Raw genomic sequence first — 23,878 nt, 5'->3', positions numbered from 1 at the left:
TCCCTACGGGTTCCCCCTGAGGGTTTCAGCCCCGTCGCAGGATCAACATGAACGGCGGATAAAGCTGCCATGAAGGCCGCGCATGATGGCCCTGACATGGTCGAAAATTGAAATTGAACGACCGTGCTATTTTGTGTATGCTTGTTCCGCTTTCAGGCCGGATGGCTTGTGGCACAAGGGATTGCGGGCCGTTGGACAAGCAGCCCGAAGTTCCGGCAGGACCAGAGCAAGCACTGCATTCGAGAATTCGAATCCCGAGACAACCCATGAGCCCCTAGAAAGACGAAGGGCTCGCAAATACCAAAGGAACGCGTATGACAGCGCAGTATCAGGTACAGGACGGCGTAGCCGTTATCACGCTCGACAATCCCCCGGTCAACGGCCTCGGTCACAGCACCCGCCTGGGCATTGTCGAAGGCTTGACCCGTGCGCTGGACGATGCCGCCGTCAAGGCCGTCGTCATTACCGGTGCAGGCAAGGCGTTCTCGGGCGGCGCCGACATCCGTGAATTCAATACCCCCAAGGCCACGCAGGAGCCGACCCTGCATTCGGTGATCCGCGCGCTGGAAGCGTCGACCAAGCCGGTCGTGGCCGCCATCCACTCCGTTGCCATGGGCGGCGGGCTGGAACTGGCCCTGGGCTGTAACTACCGTGTGGCCGCCAAGGGTGCGCAGATCGCGCTGCCCGAAGTCAAGCTGGGCCTGCTGCCCGGCGCGGGCGGTACGCAGCGCCTGCCGCGCCTGATCGGCCTGGAGCACGCGCTGAACATGATCGTGTCCGGCACGGCCATCCCCTCGGAAAAGTTTGCGGGTTCGAAGCTGTTCGACGAACTGGTCGATGGCGACGTGCTGCCTGCCGCCGTCAAGTTCGCCCAGAACGTGGCAGCGGCCCCCGGCCCGTACCCGAAGGTGCGCGACCTGAAGGTACGCCACGAAAACGCAGAGGGCTTCCTGGCCTTCGCCAAGAACACCGTGGCAGCCGTGGCCAAGAACTTCCCGGCGCCGTCGAAGTGCGTGGAGGCCGTGGCCGCCTCGCTCAAGCCGTTCGAAGCCGGCCTGAAGGAAGAGCGCGAAGGCTTCATGTTCCTGGTGGGCACGCCGGAATCGCGCGCGCTGCGCCACGCCTTCTTCGGCGAGCGTGCCGCCAGCAAGATCCCCGATGTGCCTGGCGATACCCCGATCCGCAAGATCGAGCGCGTTGCCGTGATCGGCGCCGGCACGATGGGCGGCGGCATCACGATGAACTTCCTGAACGCCGGCATCCCCGTGACGATGCTGGAAACCAAGCAGGAAGCGCTGGACCGCGGCGTGGGCACGATCCGCAAGAACTACGAAAACAGCGCCAAGAAGGGCAAGCTCACGCAGGAAAAGGTCGAGCAGCGCATGGGCCTGCTGACCACCACGCTGTCCTATGACGACATCAAGGACGCCGACATGGTCATCGAGGCCGTGTTCGAGGAAATGGGCGTCAAGGAAATCGTGTTCAAGAAGCTGGACGAAGTGATGAAGGCGGGCGCGATCGTGGCCTCCAACACGTCCACCCTCGACGTGAACAAGATTGCCTCGTTCACCAGCCGTCCGCAGGACGTGGTCGGCATGCACTTCTTCAGCCCGGCCAACGTCATGAAGCTGCTGGAAGTGGTGCGCGGCGAGAAAACCGGCAAGGACGTGCTGGCCACGGTCATGCAGATCGCCAAGAAGATCAAGAAGACTGCCGTGGTATCGGGCGTCTGCGACGGCTTCATCGGCAACCGCATGATCGAGCAGTACAGCCGCCAGGCCGGCTACCTGCTGGACGAGGGCGCGCTGCCCGAGCAGGTGGATCGCGCCATCGAGAAGTTCGGCTTCGCCATGGGCCCGTTCCGCATGGGCGACCTGGCCGGCAACGACATCGGCTGGGCCATCCGCAAGCGCCGCGCCGTGGACAAGCCGGACATCCAGTATTCGAAGACCGCCGACAAGCTCTGCGAGCTGGGCCGCTTCGGCCAGAAGACCGGTGCCGGCTGGTACGACTACAAGGCGGGCGACCGCAAGCCGTACCCGAATGCCCAGGTCAACGAGATGATCGTCGAGCATTCGAAGGAACTCGGCATCACGCGCCGCAAGATTTCCGATGAGGAAATCGTCGAGCGCCTGGTGTTCGCGCTGGTCAACGAAGGCGCGAAGATCCTGGAAGAAGGCATTGCGTCGAAGGCGTCGGACATCGACATGGTCTACCTGACCGGCTACGGCTTCCCGCTGTTCCGTGGCGGCCCGATGCTCTACGCAGACCAGGTTGGCCTGTTCAACGTGGCCCAGTCCATGAAGCGCTACGCCAAGGGTTACCACGGCGAAGCCTGGAAGGTGGCCCCGCTGCTGCAGAAGCTGGCCGACGAGGGCAAGGGCTTCAACGGCTGAGTCACGACGACCTGAATCGAAGGAAGGGAACGCGGAATCATGGCCTACGGCGCGCAGGACTGCCTGCTGGTGATCGATGTGCAGAACGACTTCATGCCCGGTGGCGCGCTGGCCGTGCCGCAGGGCGACGAAGTCGTGCCCGTGATCAACCGGCTGGCGCCGGTATTCGACCACGTGGTGCTGACGCAGGACTGGCATCCGGCCGGGCACGCGTCGTTTGCCACCAGCCATCCCGGGCGCGCGCCGTTCCAGACCACCACGCTGCCGTATGGCGAGCAGGTGCTGTGGCCCGACCACTGTGTGCAGGACACCCCGGGCGCCGCGCTGCATGCGGACCTGCGTGTACCGCATGCGCGGCTGGTGATCCGCAAGGGTCACCACGCCGGCGTGGACAGCTACAGCGCGTTCCTGGAAGCGGATCGCACGACCAAGACCGGCCTGGGGGGATACCTGCGCGAGCAGGGCGTTCGCCGGGTGGTCTGCGTGGGGCTGGCGACCGATTACTGCGTGGCCTGGAGCGCGCTCGATGCGCGCGCGGCGGGCTTCGAGGCAGTGATCGTGGAAGACGCCTGCCGGGCGATCGACCTGGACGGCTCGCTGGCCCGCGCGTGGCAGGAGCTGGCCGCGGCCGGCGTCCAGCGCGCGACGTCCGCGGCGTTGCTGGCCGGCAGTCCGAACCACAACCCCTGGTTGCCCGAATCCTGACGATTCACGTCGACATACCGAATATTTGTCGCAAGTTAGCTAGTTAGCTAGAGACACCAAGATACCGAGGAGCAACACATGAACGAGGCAGTCATCGTATCCACGGCCCGTACCGGGCTGGCCAAGAGCTGGAAGGGCGCTTTCAACATGACCCACGGCGCCACCCTGGGCGGTCACGCCGTCCAGCACGCCATCGCGCGCGCCAGGATCGAGGCCGGTGAAGTGGAAGACGTGCTGATGGGCTGTGCCAACCCCGAAGGCGCCACCGGTGCCAACATCGCCCGCCAGATCGCCCTGCGTGCCGGCTGCCCGGTGACCGTGCCTGGCGCCACCGTGAACCGCTTCTGCTCGTCCGGCCTGCAGACCATCGCCATGGCCGCGCAGCGCGTGATCGCCGACGAGGGCGATATCTTCGTGGCTGGCGGCGTGGAGTCGATCTCGTGCGTGCAGCAGGAGATGAACCGCCACATGATCCAGGAAAGCTGGCTGAACAAGAACAAGCCGGAAATCTACTGGAGCATGCTGCAGACCGCCGAGAACGTGGCCAAGCGCTACAACATCTCGAAGGAACGCCAGGACGAGTACGGCGTGCAGAGCCAGCTGCGTGCCGCAGCGGCCCTGGAAGCCGGCAAGTTCAAGGACGAGATCGTGCCGATGACGGTACTGGCCGGCGTGGCCGACAAGGCTACGGGTCAGCTGATGACCAGGGAAGTGACGATCGACGCCGACGAAGGCATCCGCGCCGACACCACCCTGGAAGGCGTGTCGAAGATCCGCACGGCCATGCCGGGTGGCGTTATCACGGCCGGCAATGCGTCGCAGTTCTCGGACGGCGCCTCGGCTGCCGTGGTGATGAACGCCCGCGTGGCGGCCGCCAAGGGCCTGCAGCCGCTGGGCGTGTTCCGCGGCTTTGCCGTGGCCGGCTGCGAGCCCGATGAAATGGGTATCGGCCCGGTGTTCGCGGTGCCGAAGCTGCTGAAGAAGACGGGCCTGAAGGTCGAGGATATCGGCCTGTGGGAGCTGAACGAGGCGTTTGCGGTGCAGGTGCTGTACTGCGCCGACAAGCTCGGCATCCCGATGGATCGCCTGAACGTCAACGGCGGTGCCATCGCCGTGGGCCACCCGTACGGTGTGTCCGGTGCCCGCCTGGTCGGCCATGCGCTGATCGAAGGCAAGCGCCGTGGCGTCAAGTACGTCGTGGTGACGATGTGCATTGGCGGCGGCCAGGGTGCCGCCGGCCTGTTCGAAGTCCTGTAAGCCTGCTGGCGTCATCGGACTGACGATGTTTCGCGCCCTCTCCGCCATGCGGGGAGGGCGTGGCTTCCTACCCCCTTGCGACGGCTGTCTGCCGCGCTTTTTCAGCCAGGAGTGTTGCCTCCCATGTCGCTGATTCTCTCCCGTCGTGACCTCAATTTCGTCCTGTACGAATGGCTCAACGCCGAGTCACTGACGCAGATTCCCCGTTTTGCGGACCACTCGCGCGAAACCTTCGACGCCGCGCTCGATACCTGCGAAAAGATCGCCACGGACCTGTTTGCGCCGCATAACAAGAAGAGCGACGCCCACGAGCCGCACTTCGACGGCGACACCGTCACGATCATCCCCGAAGTCAAGACCGCGCTGAAGGCGTTCTGCGAGGCCGGCCTGATGGCCGCCGGGCAGGACTACGAGTATGGCGGCATGCAACTGCCGGTCACGCTGGAAAAGGCGGCGTTTGCATATTTCAAGGCTGCCAATGTCGGGACGAGTTCGTATCCGTTCCTGACCATCGGCAATTCCAACCTGCTGCTTACCCACGGCACGCCGGCGCAGATCGACACCTTCGTGCGCCCCGAGCTGGAAGGCCGCTTCTTCGGTACGATGTGCCTGTCGGAGCCCCAGGCCGGGTCGTCGCTGTCGGATGTCACCACCCGTGCCGACTACGAAGGCGAATCGCCGCTGGGCCAGCAATACCGGCTGCGCGGCAACAAGATGTGGATCTCGGCTGGCGAGCACGAACTGTCCGACAACATCGTGCATCTGGTGCTGGCAAAGATTCCGGGCCCTGACGGCAAGCTGATCCCGGGCGTGAAGGGCATCTCGCTGTTTATCGTCCCCAAGTACCTGGTCAACGCAGACGGCTCGCTGGGCGAACACAACGACGTGGTGCTGGCCGGGCTGAACCACAAGATGGGCTACCGGGGCACCACCAACTGCCTGCTGAACTTCGGCGAGGGCATGAAGTACAAGCCGGACGGCAAGGCCGGCGCCATCGGCTACCTGGTGGGCGAGCCGCACAAGGGCCTGGCCTGCATGTTCCACATGATGAACGAGGCGCGTATCGGCGTGGGGCTGGGCGCGGTGGCGCTGGGCTACACGGGCTACCTGCATGCGCTGGACTACGCGCGCAATCGTCCGCAGGGCCGGCCGGTGGGGCCGCAGGGCAAGGACCCGGCCAGCCCGCAGGTCAAGCTGGTCGAGCACGCCGATGTGCGCCGCATGCTGCTGGCGCAGAAGAGCTATGTCGAAGGCGGCCTGGCGCTGAACCTGTACTGCGCGAGGCTGGTGGACGATGAACACGCTGCCAGGGCCGCCGGCGAGACGGCAAGGCAACGCGAGCTGTCGCTGCTGCTCGATATCCTGACGCCGATTGCCAAGAGCTGGCCGTCGCAGTGGTGCCTGGAAGCCAACAGCCTGGCTATCCAGGTGCATGGCGGCTACGGCTATACGCGGGAATACAACGTCGAGCAGTTCTATCGCGACAACCGCCTGAATCCGATCCACGAAGGCACGCACGGCATCCAGGGCCTGGATCTGCTGGGCCGCAAGGTGGTCATGCAGGACGGGGCGGCCTTCCAGCTGCTGGGCCAGCGCGTGCAGGCGACCTGCGAACGCGCCGTAGCCAGTGGCGACAAGGTGCTGGGCGACCAGGCCCGTGCGCTGGGTGCCGCTGCCGCGCGGCTGGCCGAAGTCACGCGTACGCTGTGGTCGGCCGGCGATCCGAACGTGACACTTGCCAATGCATCGGTCTATCTGGAAGCGTTCGGCCATGTCGTGGTGTCGTGGATCTGGCTTGAACAGGCACTGGTGGCGCAAGCCGCGCTCACCGGCGCCACGGGCGAGGATGCCGACTTCTATCGCGGCAAGCTCGCGGCCGCGGCTTACTTCTTCCGGTTCGAACTGCCGAAGGTGTATCCGCAGCTCGACCTGCTGGCCTCGCTGGACCGGACGACGCTGGACATGCAGGACGCCTGGTTCTGAATCGCAAGCCGCCAGAGACGATTGGCTTTGTTTCTGGCGCCTTGCGGAAATGCACAAGAAAGAAACGGAGACAACCATGAGAACCATCCAGCAACTGTTCGACCTCAAGGGCCGCACCGCGCTGATTACCGGCGGCTCGCGCGGGCTGGGCCTGCAGATTGCCGAGGCGCTGGGCGAGCAGGGCGCACGAGTGGTGCTGTCGGCACGCAAGGCTGACGAACTGCAGTCGGCGCAGGCGCACCTGAAGGCCCGCGGCATCGAGGCCGATTGGATTGCCGCCGATGGCTCGCGGGACGACGAGATCGCGCGCCTGGCGGACGAGGCCCTGGCAAAGCTCGGCCACGTCGACATCCTCGTCAATAACGCGGGTGCCACCTGGGGCGCCCCGGCCGAGGATCACCCGATCGAGGCCTGGGACAAGGTGATGAACTTGAACATCCGCGGTCTATTTCTGCTGTCGCAGAAGATCGGCAAGCTGTCGATGATTCCGCGCCGCCACGGCCGCATCATCAATGTGGCGTCGATTGCCGGCCTGGGTGGCAACCCGCCGGGCTCGATGGAGACGATTGCCTACAACACGTCGAAGGGCGCCGTGGTCAACTTCACGCGTACGCTGGCCGGCGAATGGGGCGAGCACAACATTACGGTCAACGCGCTGGCCCCGGGTTTCTTCCCGTCGAAGATGACCAAGGGCTCGCTGGACCGCCTGGGCGTGGACAAGATGTGCGAGGGGGTGCCGCTGCACCGCCTGGGCGATGACGAAGACCTGAAGGGCGCCGCGCTGCTGTTTGCGTCGGATGCCGGCAAGCACATCACGGGGCAGATCCTGGCGGTGGATGGCGGGGTCAGCGCGGTGTAAGTACGGTGTGAGCGCGGCCGAATGCCGGCGATGCCGGCGACGGGCGCATAATCACGCCACGTATTTTCTTAGCCCCCAACCATGACCCAACGTCAACTGAACATCCCATTCCTGGCCGATCTCGGCGTGCTGTGCAACTACATGGAAGACGGCCGCAGCGAGATCGAGCTGGACCTGCAGAAGCGCCACCAGAATAGCTGGGACATGGCGCACGGCGGCGTGATCATGACCCTGCTCGACGTGGCGATGGCGATCGCCGGCCGCTCGTCGGACGCCGATGGGCGGGGCGTGGTCACCATCGAGATGAAGACCAGCTTCATGTCGCCGGGGCGCGGCAAGCTGACGGCGCGCGGCCAGACCGTGCATCGTACGTCGACCATGGTGTTCTGCGAAGGCGAGATTGTCGACGCCGACGGCAAGATCGTGTCGAAGGCCTCGGGCACGTTCAAGTACATCAAGCGCATGCCGCCCAAGCGGGAAACCGGGGCGGCGGATTCGGGCGCCGACGGCTGATCCCGTTGCACCCGAAGTTGTCCTTTCATTACGCAAACCGCGCAAACCAGGCACAAGCCAGGCGCAAACCGAGCGAAGGAACCCACATGTCGAAGCAAACCTACAAGCGCATCGTTCTGGCATCGCGTCCCACCGCAGCCGTCACGCCCGAAAACTTCCGCCTGGAAGAGGTGGCCGTGCCGGAACTGGCCGACGGCCAGGTCATGGTCCGCAACCATTTCCTGTCGCTGGACCCGTATATGCGCGGCCGCATGAGCGACAGCAAGTCGTATGCCGATCCGCAACCGCTGGGCGAAGTCATGATCGGCGGCACCGTGGGTGAGGTTATCGCCAGCAAGAACCCGAAATGGAACGTTGGCGACAAGGTCGTCGGCATGTTCGGCTGGCAGGAAATTGGCGTGACCGATGGTGGCGGCATGCAGAAGGTGGATACCACGCATATCCCGCTGTCGGCCTACCTGGGTTCCGTGGGCATGCCCGGCGTGACGGCCTGGTATGGCCTGAACAAGATCATCGCCCCGAAGGCGGGCGAGACCATCGTCGTCAGCGCGGCCTCGGGCGCGGTGGGCAGCGTGGTTGGCCAGCTTGCCAAGCTGGCGGGCTGCTACGTGGTGGGCGTGGCCGGCGGCAAGGACAAGTGCGACTACGTGACCAATGAACTGGGCTTCGATGCCTGCGTGGACTACAAGGCGGCCAAGGACGCCAAGGAACTTTACGCGATGGTCAAGGCCGTGACGCCGAAGGGTATCGACGGCTACTTCGAGAACGTGGGCGGCGACATCCTCGACGTGGTGCTGGCCCGCCTGAATCCGTTCGCGCGCATCGCCGTGTGTGGCCTGATCGCCGGCTACGACGGCCAGGACATGCCGATCCGCAACCCGCGCGCCATCCTGGTATCGCGCTGCAAGATCGAGGGCTTCATCGTGTCCGAGCACATGGACGTCTGGCCGCAGGCGCTCAAGGAACTGGGCGGCTTTGTGGCGCAGCGCAAGATCAAGTTCCGCGAGAGCATTGCCGAAGGGATCGCCAGCGCGCCGGAAGCCTTTATTGGACTGCTCAAGGGCAAGAACTTCGGCAAGCAACTGGTAAAGCTGGCCTGACCGGCACACCAACCCCATCAAAGAACAGGAGACAGCCATGAACGCCCCGCAAACCGCCACTGACAAGGACGACATGGCCGCTGGCCTGTCCGAAGAGGTCAAGGCCCGCTACCGCAACCTGCCGCGCCCGCCCAAGTTCGACACGCCGGCACAGGAACGGCTGCATCGCAAGCAGCGGCTGGCGGCGGCGTTCCGGCTGTTCTCCAAATTTGGCTTCGACGAAGGCGTGGCGGGCCATATCACGGCGCGCGACCCCGAGTTCACCGACACGTTCTGGGTCAACCCGTTTGGCGTGCATTTCAGCCACGTCAAGGTCTCGAACCTGATCCGCTGCGATCACCACGGCAACGTGGTGGAGGGCGACTACCCGGTGAATGCGGCAGCCTTTGCCATCCATTCGCGCGTGCACCAGACGCGGGAAGACGCCGTGGCCGCCGCGCATTCGCACAGCACCTACGGCCGCGCGTGGTCCACGCTGGGCCGCAAGCTCGATCCGCTGACGCAGGATGTCTGCGCGTTCTACAACGACCACGCGCTGTACGACGACTTTGGCGGCGTGGTGGTCGAACTGGACGAAGGCCAGCGCATTGCCAATGCGCTGGGCGCCAACAAGGCGGCCATCCTGCAGAACCATGGCCTGCTGACGGTGGGCAAGACCGTGGACGAGGCCGCCTGGTGGTTTATCACGATGGAGCGGTCGTGCCAGGTGCAGATCCTGGCCGAATCGGCGGCCGCCCGGACGGGTCAGGCACCGAAGCTGATTGGCGACGCGGCGGCCCGGCAGGCCTATTCGATCGTCGGCACCGCGCAGGCCGGCTGGTTCCAGTTCCAGCCGTTATACGCACGTATCGTTAAAGAACAGCCGGATCTGCTCGATTAAGAAGGAGTCGATCTCCCTGATCTCCTCCTGAAAGGCCAAGATGCCCGACATCATCCTTCATCAATACGCAACATCGCCGTTTTCCGAAAAAGTTCGGCTGGTAATGGGCGCCAAGGGCTTGTCCTGGTGCGCGGTGGAAATTCCGCCGATCATGCCCAAGCCGGACGTCACGGCGCTGACCGGCGGCTACCGCCGCACGCCGGTCATGCAGATCGGCGCCGATATCTATTGCGATACGGCGCTGATCTGCGCGGTACTGGACCGGATGACGCCCAATCCGCCGCTGTATCCGGCTGCCCAGGCGGCGCAGTCGCGCATCATGGCCGCGTGGATCGACAGCGCGCTGTTCACGGCCACGGTCACCTACGCGATGCAGCCGGCCGGGGTGCAGGCCATGCTGGCGCACCTGACGCCCGGGCAGATCCAGGCCTTCATGGCCGACCGCAAGGCCATGCGCGGCGACACCAACGCGCTGCGCATGCCGTTGCCGGAAGCGGCGGCAATGCTGCACGAGACCTTCGCACGGCTGCAGGAGCAGTTGTCCACCGGCCTGCAGCATGTGGCCGGGCCGGAACTGTCGATTGCCGATTTCTCGCTGTTCCACTGCACCTGGTTTATCCGCCGGGCCCCGGCGCTGGCGGCGCTGCTCGACGGGTATCCGCTGGTCAAGACGTGGTTTGCGCGCATGCAGGCGTACGGCCACGGCAAGCTGCGCGTGATTCCTTCCGAGTCAGCCATTGCCGATGCCTACGATCACGACCCGCTGCCCCATGACACGACCATCCTGCCCGGCGCCGGTTTTTCGGCCGGCGATGCGGTGACCGTCACCCCCACCGACTACGCGAAAAATCCGGTGGCCGGCGTGTTGCTGACGCTGACCGAGCATGTGGTCACGGTTCGCCGGCAGGACCCGCGCGCAGGCGCGGTCAACGTGCATTTCCCGCGCCAGGGCTACCACGTCCAGGCCGCAGGCTGAGGCATCGACTGGTGCAGTTCTTTCCCCTCTCCCACCTGTAGGAGGGGGGAGCAAACCGACAAGAATCCGAAAACGGAGGAGACACCCATGAAGCAGTTCGAAGGCAAGGTCGCCGTCATTACCGGTGGCGCATCGGGATTCGGCAAGGAATTCGCGCGGATTGGCGCCCAGTTGGGCATGAAGCTTGTACTGGCCGATGTCCAGGAAGACGCGCTCGACACCACCGTGGCGGCGCTCAAGGCGCAGGGCGCCCAGGTGATCGGGTTGCGCACAGATGTATCGAAAGCCGAACAGGTTCAGGCGCTGGCCGATGCGGCCATGACGGCCTTCGGCGAGGTCAACCTGGTCTTCAACAATGCCGGCGTGGGTGCGGGCGGCTTCGTCTGGGAAAACACCGAGAAGGACTGGGAGTGGGTGCTGGGCGTCAATCTGTACGGCGTGATCCACGGCGTACGGATCTTCACGCCGCTGATGCTGGAGGCCGCCAGGAAGGACCCGGCGTTCCAGGGCCACATCGTCAACACCGCGTCGATGGCCGGGCTGCTGAACCCGCCGGCGATGGGCGTCTACAACGTGTCCAAGCACGCGGTGGTGTCGCTGACCGAAACGCTTTACCACGACCTTGGCCTGGTCACCGAACAGGTGCGGTGCTCGGTACTGTGCCCATACTTCGTGCCGACCGGCATCAGCCAGTCGCACCGAAACCGGCCGTCCGGCCTGACCAACGACGCGCCGCCCACGCGCTCGCAGATGGTGTCGCAGGCGCTGTCCGACAAGGCAGTCAGTTCGGGCAAGGTCACGGCGGCTGATGTCGCGCAGATGACGTTCGACGCCGTCCGCGACGAAAGCTTCTATATTTATTCCCACCCGCAGGCCCTGGATACGGTGCGGCACCGCATGGAACACATCATCGGCCAGACCAATCCTGGCGATGCGTTCGGCGACAAGCCCGAAGTCCGCGCTGGCCTGGTGGCCGCGCTGCGCGGCTGACCTGGCCACTTTCTTGCATCGTCGATCGGGAGACCTGTGATGGCAGAAATGGCCAGGGAGACAACGATGACCGCACCCGCCGTGATTCACCATTTGCAGTTCGCCAACCTGCCCAACGGCACGCGGCTGCATTACGGCAGTGCGGGCGAGCCGGGCAAGCCGCTGATCCTGTTCGTGCACGGCTTTCCGGAGTTCTGGTACGCGTGGGAGCGGCAACTGGCGGAATTCGGCCAGACCTATTTCGCGGTGGCGCCCGACCTGCGCGGCTTCAACCTGTCGAGCAAGCCGGCGTCGCCCGATGCCTACAAGCCGAAGCTGCTGGTCGAAGACCTGGTGCAGCTGATCCGGGTGCTGGGCTACGAACGCTGCACGATCGTGGCGCACGACTGGGGCGGGGCGGTCTGCTGGAACCTGGTGGCGCAGTTTCCGGAGCTGGTCGAGCGCTTTGTCATCATCAACTCGCCCCATCCGTACCTGTTTGCCCGGGCGCTGTCGGCAGATCCGGCGCAGCAGCAGGCGTCGGCCTATATGAACTGGCTGCGCAAGCCCGGGTCGGAGCAGGCGCTGGCGGCCAACGACTTTTCCCTGCTGGAGAAAATGCTGACAGGCGAGGGCGGCACCGTGCCAGCCTGGTTCACGGGCGAGACCCGCGCGAAGTATCACGCGGCATGGTCGGCGCCTGGCGACGACGGGTCGCATCCGCTGACCGGTGGCGTCAATTACTACCGGGCCACGCCAATGCACCCGCCGGCACCGGGCGAGACCGCGCCCGATATCTCGCGGCTGGACCCGGCCATGTTCGTGATCCGGGTGCCGACGCTGGTGATCTGGGGCGAAAACGACCGCGCCCTGCCCAAGTCGCTGGTCGACGGACTGGAAGATTTCGTGCCCGACCTGCGGCTCGAACGCATACCCGAAGGCACGCACTGGATCATTCACGAGCAGCCCGAGCGGATCAACCTGCTGATCCGCAGCATGCTGCCGTGATGGCACCCAGCAGGGGAAGGGCGGCGCTGGCGGCTTGAACAACAGGCGCCAGCGCGCCGACGCCTATTTGAGCCGCTCGCGATACAGCTTGAAGTTCTCGTCGTCGAAGCAGACGAATGTCACCTGCTCGATCGACGGGGCGCGGCCCAACGCTTCGCGTACCGCCCCGATGGCGATGTCCACGGCCCGGTCGCGCGGGAAACCATAGATGCCGGTGCTGATATTCGGAAACGCCACGGTGCGCAGGTTGTGGTCTGCCGCCAGCCGGATGCTGTTGCGATAGGCGCTGGCCAGCAACGTCTCTTCGTTTTGCGCGCCGCCTTGCCAGACCGGCCCCACGGCATGAATGACATAGGGCGCCGGCAGCAGCCCCCCGGTGGTGATGACCGCCTCGCCAGTCGGGCATCCTCCCTGGGCGTCACGAATGGCCCGGCACGCGGCCCCGATGGCAGGCCCGCCCGCGCCGTGAATGGCGCCGTCCACGCCGCCCCCGCCCAGCAGCCCGTTATTGGCTGCATTGACGATGGCATCAACCTCCATCCGGGTGATATCCCCATGCACAACCTGCAAGTGTTCGCCTGTCATGGTGTCTCCTGATTTGTAGGGGTGCCGTGCTGGCGTCGCACGCCCTACAAGCATAGGCGCGGAACGTGCGCCCGGCAGCATCGCAAGCATGGCCGGTGATCGCGCAAAAGGTGCTTCATGCGTTGTCTTGAGGGTTATTTCGTAATGCTGCATGCCGGAAAGGCTGGCATGATACGGAAATCGAACGACCGTTCACAATTCGAATATTTGTGAGCTTGTGATCCTGGTGTGCCCCCGGTCGGTAACGGTCTAACATGGCCGATTGTCCGATTTTGACTGTCTCTATGTCCGCTCAGCTTTCTCCGTCCGTTCCCGGCTTGCCCGCCCAGCCGCTCGACCCCCAGGTCGCGCAGCTGCTGGAACTGATTGCGCGGGCCAAGCGGCCGGCGATCCATACGATGGACCCGGCGGACGCCAAGATCGGCTACGAAAAAAGCGCGCCGATCCTGGACCTGTCGCCGGCAGCGGTGCACAGCGTCGAGGATTTCGCAGTCAAGGCCCGCGACGGTCACGCCATTCCGGTGCGGCTCTATGCGCCGCGCGAGGCCAGCTGGGCCGATCCGCTGCCGTTGCTGGTCTACTTCCACGGCGGCGGCTTCACGGTTGGCAGTATCAATTCGCACGATTCGCTGTGCCGCGTGTTCTGCAATGGCGCCGATTGCCTGGTGCTGTCGGTCGACTACCGGCTGGGCCCGGAGTGGAAATTCCCGACCGCGGCCAACGACGCCTTCGACGTGCTGCACTGGGTATTCGACGAAGCGGCCCGGCTTGGCGCCGACCCGGCCCGGATCGCCGTGGGCGGCGACAGTGCGGGCGGCACGCTGGCGGCGGCCTGTGCCGTCGAGGCGCGCAATACCGGCCTGGCGCCGGTGCTGCAGATGCTGATCTATCCCGGCACCAGCGCGCGCCAGGACACCCCGTCGCACCGCGCGCTGGCCGACGGCTACCTGCTGACGTCCGATATGATCCAATGGTTCTTTGGCCAGTATCTGGACCAGGATGCCAGCCGCGACGACTGGCGCTTCGCGCCGCTCGATGGCGGCGGGCAGGGGGCCGACGTGCGGGGCGTGTGCCCGGCCTGGATCGCCGTGGCTGGCTACGATCCGATGCACGACGAAGGCGTGGCCTACGCGGCCAAGCTGCAGGCGGCAGGCGTGGCAGCCACGCTGGCCGACTACCCGACGATGATTCACGATTTCTTCAAGATGGGACGCTTTATCCATGCGGTGACCGGCGCCCATGCGGACGCCATCGCCGCCTTGCAGGAGGCGTTCCAGACGTAGTACATCAACGAATTTCGGCCTGACCCCTTCCCAAAACAACCGGGGCTGGCCTGCAACTGTTTCACGGTTTATCGAAGTCGCAACAGTGCATTTTTTGCAGCAGAAGGAGACAACACTCATGCAACGCCGCCACTTTATGGCCCAGGTGGGCCTGATCGCCGCTTCGGCCGCAGTTGGACTGGCCGCCATGCCGGCACACGCCCAGGCGGACAAATTTCCGAATCGTCCGATTCGCCTGATCATCGGCTACACGGCCGGCGGTTCCACCGACATTCCGTTCCGCGTGCTGGCAGACAACGCCTCGAAGATCCTGGGCCAGCCCGTGATCGTCGAGAACAAGCCCGGTGCGGGCGGCGTGCTGCCCGCCCAGATGATGCAGTCGACGGCGCCGGACGGCTACACGCTGGCCCAGGTGGCCATGCCCGTGTACCGTCTGCCGTATACCACCAAGATCAACTGGGATCCGGTCAAGGACCTGAATTACGTGATCAACCTGGCTGGCTATTCGTTTGGCCTGGTGGTGCCCGCCGATTCGCCGATCAAGACGATGCAGGACTACATCGCCTACGCCAAGGCCAATCCGGGCAAGCTGACCTACGGTTCGCCAGGCTCGATGACCACGCTGCACCTGACCATGGAAGACCTGGCGATGCGTCAGGGCGTGCAGTTCTCGCATATCCCGTACAAGGGCAATTCGGAATCGATGCAGGCGCTGCTGGGCGGTCACGTGATGTCGGTGGCCGATACGCCGGCCTGGGCCCAGTACGTGGAATCGGGCAAGCTGCGCCTGCTGTCCACCTGGGGCGACAAGCGCTCGGCGCGCTTCCCGAACGTGCCGACGCTGAAGGAACTGGGCATGGGCATCGTGCAGACCTCGCCGTTCGGCCTGGTGGCGCCCAAGGGCACCGATCCGGCCATCGTCAAGAAGCTGCATGACGCATTCAAGCAGGCCATGGAGATGCCGAACTACCGCGAATCGCTGGCAAAGTTCGACATGGAGCCGTACTACATGAGCAGCAGCCAGTACGCTGCCTTTGCGGCCGACACGGTCAAGCGCGAGCGCGCCATCATCGAAAAGCTGGGGCTGAACAAGCCGCAATAAGCCTGTCACCGGACGGGGCGTTCCACGGAGCGCCCCGTTTTTCATTTGGAGCTTGTGCCAGATGGCCAAAGAGGATTTCCGCCACAGCATGCCGCTGCGCGTGCGCTGGGCCGAGGTCGATCCCCAGTCGATCGTCTTCAATGCGCACTACCTGACGTACTGCGATATCTGCGTGACCGAATACTGGCGCGCGGTGGGCATCCGCTACCCTGAAGACGTGCTGCACGCGCATGGCGTGGACATCTTCGTGGTCAAGTCCACGCTCGAATACCACGCCTCGGCGCGCTTCGACGACATGCTGGACATCCGCGGCCGCATGGCGCGCCTGGGGCGTTCGAGCATGCTGTTCCGCGTGGAGATGTATCGCGGTGACGAGCACCTGATTACCGGCGAGATCGTCTACGTGTGCGCCGACCCGAAGACGCAGAAGTCGGCGCCGATTCCCGCGCAGGTACGCGAGACCATCGACGCCTGGGAGGTGGTGAAGCCCGCCGCGTAAGGTCTGCCGTGGCATTCCCCGGTGCCCCCTGGAAGGAGGGTGTTGCTGGCGGACGGCCGGGTGATCGGCGTGCGCCGGCAAGGCGCGGACGGGCGAACCCGATTCGCTGCTGCCGGCGCAATGGCGCGGTTCCGTTAGTGGCTGCCGGACGGTATCGCGCAGGCGCCGATGCCGTCCGGCACGACGGGCTGGCCGCTCAGAGCGACAGGCCCGCATCCTCCGCGTAGGCCCGGATCACCGAATCGAAGTCGGCATCGCCGACAAAACCCAGTTCCAGCGCGCGGGACGGGTCCCAGGCGGCCGGCCAGGTGCCGACGATCTTCTCGATGCGATCCTCGCGCTCCCAGGTCACGCGGTCGGCCACCGCATCGCCTGCCACGCGGCGCAGCGCGTCCACCATCTGCGCGGCCGTCACCGACAGTCCCGGCAGGTTTACCACACGGCGGTTGCCGAAGCGGGCGCCGTCCAGTTCGATGCCATTGACCAGAGCCTGGATCGCGCCGCGCGGCGACAGCAGCCACAGCGCGGTGTCCGGGTGCACCGGGCAGTTGGCGGCCACGCCCGACAGCGGTTCGCGGATGATGCCGCTGGCGAACGACGACGCGGCGGCATTGGGCTTGCCCGGTCGCACGCTGATCGTCGGCAGGCGCAGCACGCGGCCATCGACAAAGCCCTTGCGGCTGTAGTCCGACAGCAGCAATTCGCCGATGGCCTTCTGCGCGCCATACGAGGACTGCGGATTCAGCGCGGTATCGTCCTGCACCACGGGCGGCAGCTTGCCGCCGTAGACGGCGACCGAACTCGTGAACACCACGCGCGGCACATGGCCAAGCTGGCGGCACGTTTCCAGCAGCGCCCGCGAGGCGTCCAGATTCACGCGCATGCCCAGGTCGAAATCGGCCTCGGCCTGGCCGCTGACCACGGCAGCCAGGTGGAAGATGGCGCCGGTGTCCCGGTCGATGGCCTGCGCCAGCACGGCCGGATCGGACAGGTCGCCCGTCACCACGCGCACGCGTGCGTCGTCGATCTGTGGCGCCACCACGTCCAGCAGCGTGAGCTTGCCGATGGTCACGGCCTTGCCGTCCAGGCTCAGCGCGCCGCGCTTGAGCAGCAGGCGGGCCAGTTGCAGGCCCAGGAAACCGGCGCCGCCGGTAATCAGTACGTTCATGGTTGCAGCATTCCGGTGGGTTTGCAGAGGATCAACGCTTCAGGTATGGCTTGAGCCAGCCCAGGCCCTCGGACGTGCCGGCGCGCGGGCGATACTCGCAGCCGATCCAGCCCGTGTAGCCAAGCCGGTCGATCACGTCGAACAGGTACGGGTAGTTCAGTTCGCCAATGTCCGGCTCGTGCCGTTCGGGCACGCCGGCAATCTGGATATGACCGATACCGGCAAAATCGCGTTCCAGCTTCTTGGCGATATCGCCTTCCACGATCTGGCAGTGGTAGCAGTCGAACTGCACTTTCAGGTTGGCGGCGCCCACCTGCTGGCAGATGGCCTGGCCGTCGTCCTGGCGGTTGAGGAAGTAGCCCGGCATGTCGCGCGTGTTGATCGGCTCGATCAGCACCGTGATGCCATGCGCGGCGGCCGACGCGGCGGCGTAGGCCAGGTTCTCCAGGTAGACGGCGCGGCAGCGGGCGCGGTCGGCGTCGGCCGGCACGATGCCGGCCATCACGTGCACGCGGTCGTTGCCGAGCACGGCCGCATATTCCAGCGCCTTTGCAAACGCGTTGCGGAACTCGGTCTCGCGTCCGGGCAGGGCGGCGATGCCGCGCTCGCCGGCGCCCCAGTCGCCCGGCGGCGCGTTGAACAGGGCCTGGGTCAGGCCGTGCGCGTCCAGCCGCTGGCGGATCTCGGCGGCCGGATGGTCGTACGGGAACAGGTACTCCACGGCCTGGAAGCCGTCCTTTGCCGCAGCGGCAAAGCGGTCCAGGAAGTCGTGCTCCGTGTACATCATCGAGAGGTTCGCGGCAAAGCGCGGCATGTCAGGTCTCCTTGAACTTCAGGTTCGATCAGCGGTTGACCAGCCTGGCCGGGGTCAGCCACACCAGCAGGGCGCCCACGATCAGGATGGCCGACAGCACGTACATCGGCAATTGCGTGCTCTGCGTCAGGTCCTTGAGCGCGCCGACCATGTACGGCGACACAAAGCCTGCCAGGTTGCCCACCGAGTTGACCACGGCGATGCCCGACGCGGCGGCAACGCCGCTCAGGAACGCGGTCGGCAGCGACCAGAACAGCGGCGCGCAGGTCAGCACACCGGCGGCGGCCAGCGACAGCGCCGCAATGGCCACCGGGGTATTGTGGGTGAACGACGCGGCAATGGCAAAGCCCGTGGCGCCCATCAGTGCCGGCACGATCAGGTGCCAGCGGCGTTCGCGGCGGGCATCGGCGCTGTGGCCCAGGATGTTCATGACGACAATCGCGCAGATGAACGGGATGGCGGAGAGCAGGCCGATATTGAGGTTGCCGGTCACGCCGCTGGCCTTGACCAGCGTCGGCATCCAGAACGTCAGTGCGTACTGGCCGGTCACGAAGCAGAAATAGATCAGGCACATCCACCAGACGCGGCGGTCGCTGAACACGGCGCCCAGCGAATGCATGTCGCGCTGGCCATTGGCGGCGGCTGCGGCAGAGGCGGCGCGCTCGTCTTCCTCGATGTTGCGCTTGAGCAGGGCCTTCTCGTCGTTGTTGAGCCACGGTGCCTTGTCGATGCCGTCGCGCAGCACGAAGACCGTCACGATGCCGATGGCAAATGCGGGCAGCGCCTCGATAAAGAACATCCACTGCCAGCCGGCCCAGCCGTGGGTGTCGTGGAACGCGTCCATGATCCAGCCCGACAGCGGGTTGCCGAACATGCCCGCCACGGGAATGCCCGACATGAACAGCGCGATCATCTTGGCGCGGCGGTGCGACGGGTACCAGTACGTCAGGTACAGGATCACGCCCGGATAGAAGCCCGCCTCGGCCAGGCCCAGCAGGAAGCGCATGACGTAGAACTGCGTGGGCGTCTGCACGAACACGAAAGCGGCCGAGATGATGCCCCACGTGATCATGATCCGCGCAATCCAGATACGCGCGCCGATGCGGTGCATCAGCAGGTTGCTGGGCACCTCGAACAGGAAGTAGCCGATGAAGAACAGGCCGGCGCCCAGGCCGAACACGGTCTCCGAGAATTGCAGGTCCTGCGCCATCTGCAGCTTGGCGAAGCCCACGTTGACGCGATCGAGATAGGCGATCACGTAGCACAGCATCAGGAACGGCATGATGCGCCAGAACACCTTGTTGTAGGCGCTCTTTTCGGTGGCGGCGTCGGTGTCCAGCCGTGCGTCGGCGGCAGTGGTCCCCACCGCGGGGTTGGATGCGGTCATTTGAAAGGTCTCCTTGGTCTTGAACCGGCTGAGGGTGTCGCCCTCTCCCGCGTTGCGGGAGAGGGCTGGGGAGAGGGCGGGGCGTTGTTATGAGATGTCGCCAGAGTCTGGCGCTTGCCCTCTCCCCCAACCCCTCTCTCGCGTAGCGGGAGAGGGGAGCAAAGCAATGGGGTAGATTCCTGCGGCGCTACCACCTCGCCTTGAACGTGTCGCGCAGTTCCGCCAGCGCGGTTTCATCGAGCGGTGCGGATTTGTCCCCGAGCATCATCCAGAGCCTGGCGGTTTCTTCCAGCTCCTCCAGCGCCCAGGCGGCCCGCGACACGCTGTCTTCCCACACCACCGGACCCAGCCGCGCCAGCAGCACGCCGCGTACCTCGTTTGCAAGCTGCGCCACGCGGGCCGCCACGGCCGGGTCGCCCGGGCGGTGGTACGGAATCAGCGGGATATGGCCCACCTTCATCACGTAGTACGGCGTGATCGGCGGCAGCACGTCGTCGGGTTGCCACACACCGGCCAGCGTCAGGGCCACCAGGTGGGTGGAATGGGTATGCACCACGCCATGGGCGTTCGGGTTGTTGTCGTAGACGCAACGGTGCAGCGTGAGCGTCTTCGACGGCTTGTCGCCCGATACCCAGGTGCCGTCGGTCGCCACCTTGGCGACCCTGGCGGGGTCCAGCGTGCCCAGGCACGCGTCGGTGGGCGTGATCAGCCAGCCGTCTTCCAGTCGGGCGCTGATGTTGCCAGCCGTGCCGACCATGTAGCCGCGCTGGAACAGGCTGGCGCCGACGCGGCAGATCTCTTCGCGCAGTGCGCTTTCGTTCTGGCTCATCGCGTGGCTCCCAGCACCTGCAGCGCTTCGTCGAAGAAGTTCTCGCCGCCGAAGTTGCCCGATTTCAGGGCCAGCGCCAGCGGCTCGGCATCGAGCGTGACGGTGGCTGGCACGCCCGGGGCAATCTGGCGGCCGATGCGCAGCGACTCCACGCCCAGCGCCTGCACCACGGCGCCCGACGTCTCGCCGCCGGCCACCACAAAGCGGCGCGTGCCGCGGGCCTTGAGCGTGGCGGCGATGCAGGCCAGCGCGTGTTCCACGAGTTCGCCTGCGCGTGCCACGCCAAGCTCGGCCTGCACGGCCTTGACCTGCTCGGGTTGCGCCGTCGCATAGATCAGCACCGGTTCGTCGTGATCGCGGGCAAAGGCCAGCGCCTCGTCGGTCACGGCCTCGCCACGCGCCAGGCGCAGCGGATCGATCCGCAGGGCGGGTCGCTTCTGTGCGATCCAGTGCGCGACCTGGCCGTTGGTGGCGCGCGATGCGCTGCCCGCCAGCACCACGCCATGGCCGTTGACGGCCGGCACTTCGGCCGCGTCGGTGCGCGCGGGCAGCAGCCCGGCCCGGCGGAAATTCTCAGGCAGGCCCAGTGCGATGCCCGAGCCGCCCGTAATCAGCGGCAGCGCCGCGCAGCCTTCGCCCAGCGCGAACAGGTCGGCGTCGGAAATTGCATCGGCAATCGTCAGCTTCACGCCTTCGGCGCGCAGCGCGTCGATACGGGCGCGCACGGCCTGCGGGCCCTTCGCCACGGTGTCATAACGCAGCAGGCCCACCTTGGACTGGCTCTGGCGCTGCAGCACGCGCACCAGGCTGGCATCGGTCATCGGCGTGAGCGGATGGTGCTCCATGCCCGATTCGCTAAGCAGGGCATCGGCCACGAACAGGTGCCCGCGGAAGATCGTGCGGCCGTTTTCGGGAAAGGCCGGGCAGGCGATCGTGAAATCGCTGCCCAGGGCGTCGAGCAGGGCCTCGGCCACCGGGCCGATATTGCCGGCGTCGGTCGAATCGAACGTCGAGCAGTACTTGAACACGAACTGGCGGCAGCCCTGCTCGCGCAGCCAGGCCAGCGCGGCCAGCGACTGGGCCACCGCGTCGGCCGCCGGAATCGTGCGCGATTTCAGCGCGACGACGATGGCGTCGGCCTGCACCGCCGAGGTGGGCACGCCAATGGTCTGCACGGTGCGCATGCCATTGCGCACGAGCGTGTTGGCCAGGTCGGTGGCGCCGGTGAAATCGTCGGCGATACAGCCCAGCAGGGGACGATCCGTCGTCATTGCATTACTCCTTGGCCTTGCCGGCGGGCAGTTCGATGCCCGGGAAAATCTTGATCACGGCGGAGTCGTCCTCGCCGCCATGGCCGGCGGTGGACGCCATCATGAACATCTGGTGTGCGGCGGCCGACAGCGGCAGCGGGAATTTGCTGGTGCGCGCGGTATCCAGCACCATGCCCAGGTCCTTGACGAAGATGTCGACGGCCGACAGCGGCGTGTAGTCGCCCGCCAGGATATGCGGCACGCGGTTTTCGAACATCCACGAGTTGCCGGCGCTGTGCGTGATGACGTCGTAGAGCGCGTCGGGGTCCACGCCTTCGCGCAGGCCCAGCGCCATGGCTTCGGCTGCTGCAGCGATATGCACACCGGCCAGCAGCTGGTTGATGATCTTGACCTTCGAGCCGGCGCCATGGGCGTCGCCCAGGCGGTAGACCTTGCCGGCAATGGCGCCCAGCACGTCCTCGGCCAGCGCGTAGGCTTCGGCAGGGCCCGACGTCATCATCGTCATTTCGCCAGTGGCAGCGCGGGCGGCGCCGCCCGAGACCGGCGCGTCGAGCAGCAGCAGGCCCTTTTGCGCCAGCCGCTTGCCCAGGGCTTCGGCAAAGCCGGGCGGCACGGTGGCGCTGGCAATCACGAGCTTGCCGGCGGCCATGGCCGGTGCCGCACCCTGTTCGCCGAACAGCACCGATTCGGTCTGCGCGGCGTTGACCACGAGCGTGATCACCACGTCGCAGCGCTCGCCCAGTTCGGCCGGGCTGCCGCACGGCACGCCGCCGGCGTCGGCAAAGCGGCGCAGCACCTCATCGCGCAGATCGAACGCATGGACCTTGAAGCCGGCGCGCAGCAGCGACTGCGCCACGCCATAGCCCATCGCACCCAAGCCGATGACACCAATATTCCTGGACATGGAAATCTCCTGAAAGCGGGATTAATGCGACGGGCCTTGCGGCAGGTCGCCGGCGGCTGCGTCGTCGTCGCCCAGTTGCGACAGGCGGCGCGCCGCGTTGTACATATGGTTCTGCGCGGCATTGCGCGCGGCGTCGGGGTCACCCGCGCGAATGGCGGCGACGATGGCCTGATGTTCCTCGCGCACCTGGCGCGAGAAGTCCTCGCGGCGCGCCTCGTTGGTTCGCGTGACGCGCGTGGCGGTTTCCAGGTACTGGCTCAGGAACGCCAGCGTCTTGAGGAAGTAGGGATTGCCGGTGGCTTCGGCGATGGCGCGGTGGAAACCCACGTCGGCGTCCACGCCGTCACCGCCGGCGGCCACCTCGGCATCCAGGCGGGCCAGCGCGGCATCGATGCCGGCCATGGCCGCGTCCGTACGGCGGCGGGCGGCCTGCGCGGCCACCTCGGCCTCGATGGAACGTCGCAGTTCAACGATTTGCAGCACCGATTCCAGCGTGTCGACGTCGGTGTAGTCGATGCGCAGCGGACGGATGCCGGCCTGTTCGGTCACGAATACGCCGCTGCCCTGGCGCGATTCCACCAGGCCTTCGTACTTGAGCCGCGCAATGGCCTCGCGGATCACGGTGCGGCTGACGCCGAATTCCTCGGACAGCACGGCTTCGGTGGGCAGCTTGGCGCCACGCGGAAACACGCCGCCTTCGATCTTCTCGAGTAACTGTTCGGCCACGCTGTCGGTCAGCGCACGGGCGGGAATCTTCTGGAACATCGTTATCACGTCATCGGGTAGTCAGGTCATCATACAAATTTCATCAAGGGATGGCAGGGGGGGTAATCCCTAGGCTGGTGCAGCGGATGGCCGATAATCGCACGGGTCTGCAGGGCGGCCTTGACCGCCGTCGCCCGGCCGTCGGCGTATCATTGCGCCTTTCCAAGACTTTCCGCCCTAGAAAATCATGTCCGTCTGCCCCGATTCCGTACTGGTGTGCGCCTGGGATGAAGCCCGCGAACGCGCGCGCGCCATCCGCTACAGCGTCTTTGTGGAAGAGCAGGGTGTACCGGTGGAACTGGAATGGGACGACATGGATGCCCCGAGCTGGCACGCGCTGGCGTTTGCCCAGGACGGCACGCCGGTGGCGACGGGCCGGCTGCTGCCGGATGGCCATATCGGGCGCATGGCGGTGCTGAGGGTGGCGCGCGGCACCGGCATGGGTGCGAAGGTGCTCGATGCACTGATGACCAAGGCCGCAGAACTGGGCTATCCGGAGCTGATCCTCAACGCGCAGACCCACGCCGCGCCGTTCTACGCGCGCGTGGGTTTCGAGCAGATAGGGGCGGAATTCGAGGAAGCCGGCATTCCGCACATCGAGATGCGCAAGCGCATCGGCTAAGGC

The 23,878-nt window shown here is 65.8% G+C and carries 23 protein-coding genes; 15 read left to right on the top strand and 8 right to left on the bottom strand.

Annotated features, from left to right (window positions below; all coding sequences use genetic code 11):
- The first annotated feature begins 314 nt into the window (after positions 1-314).
- The 11 genes from A9J21_RS17945 to A9J21_RS17895 all read left to right on the top strand — a co-directional run bounded on the left by A9J21_RS17945 (position 315) and on the right by A9J21_RS17895 (position 12,646).
- Entirely contained in the window at positions 315-2,396 is a 2,082-nt protein-coding gene (locus A9J21_RS17945) for a 3-hydroxyacyl-CoA dehydrogenase NAD-binding domain-containing protein (protein WP_066738057.1), read from the top strand.
- 39 nt (positions 2,397-2,435) lie between these two features.
- A complete protein-coding gene (pncA, locus tag A9J21_RS17940; protein ID WP_066738056.1) occupies positions 2,436-3,101 on the top strand; it encodes a bifunctional nicotinamidase/pyrazinamidase in 666 nt (221 codons plus the stop codon).
- A 78-nt stretch (positions 3,102-3,179) separates the two neighbouring features.
- Positions 3,180-4,358, top strand: coding sequence for an acetyl-CoA C-acyltransferase (locus A9J21_RS17935; RefSeq protein ID WP_066738055.1), 1,179 nt, complete (start codon positions 3,180-3,182; stop codon positions 4,356-4,358).
- Between the two features lie 123 nt (positions 4,359-4,481).
- Positions 4,482-6,341, top strand: coding sequence for an acyl-CoA dehydrogenase (locus A9J21_RS17930; protein WP_066738053.1), 1,860 nt, complete (start codon positions 4,482-4,484; stop codon positions 6,339-6,341).
- Positions 6,342-6,417: 76 nt separating this feature from the next.
- The gene (locus A9J21_RS17925; RefSeq protein WP_066738898.1) at positions 6,418-7,200 is read left to right on the top strand and encodes an SDR family oxidoreductase; all 783 of its coding nucleotides are present in this window, start codon (positions 6,418-6,420) and stop codon (positions 7,198-7,200) included.
- A gap of 81 nt (positions 7,201-7,281) precedes the next feature.
- On the top strand, positions 7,282-7,713 hold the full coding sequence (locus tag A9J21_RS17920) for a PaaI family thioesterase (RefSeq protein WP_066738051.1): 432 nt from the start codon (positions 7,282-7,284) through the stop codon (positions 7,711-7,713).
- Between the two features lie 86 nt (positions 7,714-7,799).
- Positions 7,800-8,813, top strand: a complete 1,014-nt coding sequence (locus A9J21_RS17915) for an NADP-dependent oxidoreductase (RefSeq protein WP_066738049.1) — start codon at positions 7,800-7,802, stop codon at positions 8,811-8,813.
- A 37-nt stretch (positions 8,814-8,850) separates the two neighbouring features.
- The gene (locus A9J21_RS17910; protein ID WP_066738048.1) at positions 8,851-9,693 is read left to right on the top strand and encodes a class II aldolase/adducin family protein; all 843 of its coding nucleotides are present in this window, start codon (positions 8,851-8,853) and stop codon (positions 9,691-9,693) included.
- A 40-nt stretch (positions 9,694-9,733) separates the two neighbouring features.
- The gene (locus A9J21_RS17905; protein WP_066738047.1) at positions 9,734-10,669 is read left to right on the top strand and encodes a glutathione S-transferase family protein; all 936 of its coding nucleotides are present in this window, start codon (positions 9,734-9,736) and stop codon (positions 10,667-10,669) included.
- 87 nt (positions 10,670-10,756) lie between these two features.
- Complete coding sequence (locus A9J21_RS17900) at positions 10,757-11,659, top strand: SDR family oxidoreductase (RefSeq protein WP_066738046.1); 903 nt, start codon at positions 10,757-10,759, stop codon at positions 11,657-11,659.
- Between the two features lie 66 nt (positions 11,660-11,725).
- Positions 11,726-12,646 (top strand): alpha/beta fold hydrolase, encoded by a 921-nt coding sequence (locus A9J21_RS17895; protein WP_066738897.1) that lies wholly within the window; start codon positions 11,726-11,728, stop codon positions 12,644-12,646.
- 63 nt (positions 12,647-12,709) lie between these two features.
- Here A9J21_RS17895 and A9J21_RS17890 read toward each other — a convergent pair whose 3' ends face one another.
- Positions 12,710-13,231, bottom strand: a complete 522-nt coding sequence (locus A9J21_RS17890; RefSeq protein ID WP_066738044.1) for an O-acetyl-ADP-ribose deacetylase — start codon at positions 13,229-13,231, stop codon at positions 12,710-12,712.
- Positions 13,232-13,515: 284 nt separating this feature from the next.
- Between A9J21_RS17890 and A9J21_RS17885 the strand changes: the two genes are divergently transcribed.
- The 3 genes from A9J21_RS17885 (at position 13,516) to A9J21_RS17875 (ending at position 16,115) form a co-directional block, all read left to right on the top strand.
- The gene (locus tag A9J21_RS17885; protein ID WP_066738042.1) at positions 13,516-14,514 is read left to right on the top strand and encodes an alpha/beta hydrolase; all 999 of its coding nucleotides are present in this window, start codon (positions 13,516-13,518) and stop codon (positions 14,512-14,514) included.
- Between the two features lie 118 nt (positions 14,515-14,632).
- Entirely contained in the window at positions 14,633-15,616 is a 984-nt protein-coding gene (locus A9J21_RS17880; RefSeq protein ID WP_066738040.1) for a tripartite tricarboxylate transporter substrate binding protein, read from the top strand.
- Between the two features lie 61 nt (positions 15,617-15,677).
- Positions 15,678-16,115, top strand: coding sequence for a YbgC/FadM family acyl-CoA thioesterase (locus A9J21_RS17875; RefSeq protein ID WP_066738038.1), 438 nt, complete (start codon positions 15,678-15,680; stop codon positions 16,113-16,115).
- Positions 16,116-16,311: 196 nt separating this feature from the next.
- Here the strand turns inward: A9J21_RS17875 and denD are convergent, their stop codons facing one another.
- The 7 genes from denD to A9J21_RS17840 all read right to left on the bottom strand — a co-directional run bounded on the left by denD (position 16,312) and on the right by A9J21_RS17840 (position 23,253).
- Entirely contained in the window at positions 16,312-17,283 is a 972-nt protein-coding gene (gene denD / locus A9J21_RS17870; RefSeq protein ID WP_066738036.1) for a D-erythronate dehydrogenase, read from the bottom strand.
- A 31-nt stretch (positions 17,284-17,314) separates the two neighbouring features.
- On the bottom strand, positions 17,315-18,097 hold the full coding sequence (gene otnI, locus A9J21_RS17865; protein WP_066738034.1) for a 2-oxo-tetronate isomerase: 783 nt from the start codon (positions 18,095-18,097) through the stop codon (positions 17,315-17,317).
- Between the two features lie 28 nt (positions 18,098-18,125).
- Positions 18,126-19,484 (bottom strand): MFS transporter, encoded by a 1,359-nt coding sequence (locus tag A9J21_RS17860; RefSeq protein WP_066738032.1) that lies wholly within the window; start codon positions 19,482-19,484, stop codon positions 18,126-18,128.
- 187 nt (positions 19,485-19,671) lie between these two features.
- Positions 19,672-20,313 (bottom strand): aldolase, encoded by a 642-nt coding sequence (locus tag A9J21_RS17855; protein WP_066738030.1) that lies wholly within the window; start codon positions 20,311-20,313, stop codon positions 19,672-19,674.
- Positions 20,310-21,584, bottom strand: a complete 1,275-nt coding sequence (gene otnK, locus A9J21_RS17850; protein ID WP_066738029.1) for a 3-oxo-tetronate kinase — start codon at positions 21,582-21,584, stop codon at positions 20,310-20,312. Before otnK ends, A9J21_RS17855 begins: the two co-directional genes overlap by 4 nt.
- 4 nt (positions 21,585-21,588) lie before the next feature.
- Positions 21,589-22,488 carry an L-threonate dehydrogenase gene (gene ltnD, locus A9J21_RS17845; protein WP_066738027.1) on the bottom strand — a complete coding sequence of 300 codons (900 nt, stop codon included), beginning with the start codon at positions 22,486-22,488 and terminating at the stop codon, positions 21,589-21,591.
- 21 nt (positions 22,489-22,509) lie between these two features.
- Entirely contained in the window at positions 22,510-23,253 is a 744-nt protein-coding gene (locus A9J21_RS17840) for a FadR/GntR family transcriptional regulator (RefSeq protein WP_066738025.1), read from the bottom strand.
- Positions 23,254-23,440: 187 nt separating this feature from the next.
- On the opposite strand from A9J21_RS17840, the gene A9J21_RS17835 reads away from it, so the two are divergent.
- The gene (locus tag A9J21_RS17835) at positions 23,441-23,875 is read left to right on the top strand and encodes a GNAT family N-acetyltransferase (protein WP_066738022.1); all 435 of its coding nucleotides are present in this window, start codon (positions 23,441-23,443) and stop codon (positions 23,873-23,875) included.
- Positions 23,876-23,878: the final 3 nt, after the last annotated feature.

The sequence above is a fragment of the Cupriavidus sp. D384 genome, from assembly GCF_001652915.1.
Taxonomy (GTDB): domain Bacteria; phylum Pseudomonadota; class Gammaproteobacteria; order Burkholderiales; family Burkholderiaceae; genus Cupriavidus.
Note: the sequence above shows the minus strand (reverse complement) of the source record. Positions and strands in the feature narration are given on the sequence as shown.